Here is a 2,750-nt window from a genome sequence, read left to right on the forward strand (position 1 = left end):
GTGCGCAGCGGCGACACCGTCTCGGCCATCGCCGCCCGGCACGGCACCACCGTCGCCGCCGTCGTGGCCGCCAACGGTCTCGACGCCCGCGCGACCATCCGCGCCGGGCAGGAACTCGCGCTTCCCGGCGGCGCCTCCCCCGCGGCGACGGCACAGCTCGTCGGCGACACGTTCGCGGGCCGCACGTACGCGCCGCAGGTCGTCGACGCGGCGAACCGCAACAAGGCGACGCTGCTGGCGGCGGGCGTCCCCTCGCGCGCCGACATGCAGGCGAAGGTGGCGGCGACCGCACGGGCGATGGGCGTCGACCCCGCCCTGGCGCAGGCCGTGGCCCACCAGGAGTCCGGCTTCGACCACACGGCCGTCTCCCCCGCCAATGCCATCGGCACGATGCAGGTGATCCCCTCGTCGGGCGAGTGGGCCTCGCAACTGGTGGGCCGCCAGCTCGACCTGCTCGGTCCCGACGACAACGTCGTCGCGGGCGTCGCGATCCTGCGGTCGCTCGTGCGCACCTCCCCGGACCTCCCGACGGCGATCGCGTCGTACTACCAGGGCGCGGGCTCGGTGCAGCGCAACGGCATGTACGCGGACACGCGGCGCTACGTCGCCAACGTCCAGACGCTCATGACGCGCTTCCGCTGACGCGCGGCTCCCCGGATCTCGTCCCCGCCGACCGTAGACTTCCGCGCGTGGGAACCACCGTCACCGATCCGCTCGTGGGCCGTCTGGTCGACGGCCGGTACGAGGTCGTCTCGCGCATCGCGCGCGGCGGCATGGCGACGGTGTACCTGGCCATCGACCGCCGGCTCGACCGCGAGGTCGCGCTCAAGGTCATGCACCCGCACCTCGCCGAGGGCGCGTCCGGGGGTGCCTTCGTCGCGCGGTTCCGCCGGGAGGCACGCAGCGCGGCGCGGCTGACGCACCCCGGGCTCGTCGGGGTGTTCGACCAGGGCGTCGACGGCGAGACCAGCTACCTGACGATGGAGTACGTCGACGGGTCGAACCTGCGGCGCCAGATCGCGGAGCAGGGCGCGCTGCGCGTCGGCGAGGCGCTGCGGGTGACCGAGAGCGTGCTCGACGCGCTGGCCGCCGCCCACCGCACGGGCCTCGTGCACCGGGACGTCAAGCCCGAGAACGTCCTCATCGCGTCGGACGACCGTGTGCGCGTCGCGGACTTCGGGCTTGCCCGCGCGGTGACCGAGGTCACGTCGACGACCACCGGCACGGTGCTCGGCACGGTCGCGTACCTCGCGCCCGAGCTCGTGCAGCGGGGGGCCAGCGACGCCCGCACCGACGTCTACGCGACGGGCGTCATGCTCTTCGAGATGCTCACCGGCCGGCAGCCCTTCACGGGCGAGACCGCGATCCAGGTGGCGTTCCAGCACGTGAGCTCCGAGATCCCGGCCCCGTCGACGCTGGTCGACTGGCTGCCGTCCGAGATCGACGAGCTCGTCGGTGCGCTCGCCGCGCACAGCCCGGACGACCGGCCGCTCGACGCGGGAGCCGCGCTCCTGCTCGTCCGCCGTACGCGCCTCGCGCTCGACGGCGTCACGCTCGACCGACGGGCCGAGGTGGCGCCGACGGTCGTGCTGCCCGCCGCGACGGACCCGGACGAGACCGAGCTGCCCTTCGCGGGCGACGCGGAGGACGACCTCGGGGACGACCCCGCGCTCACGGCGCGCGTCCCGGTCGGCGACCACGCCCGCGGCGGCACCGTCGCGCTGCCGATCGGGCTCGGCGTCGAGCCCGCCGCGGAGCCCGCACCTGCCAGGAGCCGGCGCCGCAGGACGGTGATCGCCGCTCTCGTGGCCCTCCTCGCCCTGCTCGGCCTCGGCACGTGGTGGTACCTGGAGGCCGGTCCCGGCGCCTACACGAGCGTGCCGGCCGTGCTGGAGGTCCCCGAGGACGACGCCGTGGCCGCGCTCGAGGACGCCGGGCTGCGGTACGCGCGCGCCGAGGCGTTCGACGACACGGTTGCGGCCGGCTCCGTCGTGTCGACCGACCCCGGCCCCGGAGCCGCGGTCCGCAAGGACGGGACGGTGACGTACACGGTCTCGAAGGGCCCCGACGTGGTCGCGGTGCCCGACGGGATCGTCGGCGCGATGCAGGCCGACGCCGAGAGGGTGCTCGAGGGTGCCGAGCTCGTCGTCGCGTACGGCGACGAGGAGTACCACGACGAGGCGCCCGCCGGGCAGGTGCTCACCGCAGCGCTCCCGGACGGCGCCGCTGCCGACGCCGGTGCGCAGGTCAAGCGGGGCAGCACCGTGACGCTTGTCCTGTCACGCGGGCCGGCACCCGTGACCGTGACGTCCGTGGTGGGCATCACGGTCGAGGACGCGCAGGACCAGCTCGCAGGCGACGCGCTCACCGTCGAGGCCACCGAGGCCTTCCACGACACCGTGCCCGCCGGTCGCATCATCGACCAGTCGCCCGTGGCCGGCGCCGACGCGCACCGCGGTGACGTCGTCACCGTCACCGTGTCGAAGGGCCCGGAGACGGTCGCGATGCCGAACCTGACGGGCAAGCAGTTCGACAAGGCCAAGGCCGAGCTCGAGAGCCTCGGGCTGACGGCCAAGCGCGAGAACGTCCTGGGGGGCCTCTTCGGTACCGTGCGGACGCAGAGCGTGCCGGCGGGCGAGTCCGTGCGCAAGGGCACGGAGGTCGTGCTGCAGGTCGTCTGACGGTCCGGCCGCCGGGGTCCGCCCCGCGGCGTGGACCGACGTGGGGGGGCGCCCCCCCCCCCCCCCCCC

The 2,750-nt window shown here is 75.1% G+C and carries 2 protein-coding genes; both read left to right on the plus strand.

Annotation, left to right across the window (positions count from 1 at the left end; translation table 11 throughout):
• Nucleotides 1-642: lytic transglycosylase domain-containing protein (locus tag H9657_RS18850; RefSeq protein ID WP_225214360.1), on the plus strand; the 642-nt coding region annotated here is incomplete at its 5' end.
• A gap of 47 nt (nt 643-689) precedes the next feature.
• The gene (gene pknB / locus H9657_RS02280; protein ID WP_191779866.1) at nt 690-2,681 is read left to right on the plus strand and encodes a Stk1 family PASTA domain-containing Ser/Thr kinase; all 1,992 of its coding nucleotides are present in this window, start codon (nt 690-692) and stop codon (nt 2,679-2,681) included.
• The last annotated feature ends 69 nt before the right edge of the window (nt 2,682-2,750 follow it).

The sequence above is a fragment of the Cellulomonas avistercoris genome (assembly GCF_014836445.1).
Classification (GTDB): domain Bacteria; phylum Actinomycetota; class Actinomycetes; order Actinomycetales; family Cellulomonadaceae; genus Cellulomonas; species Cellulomonas avistercoris.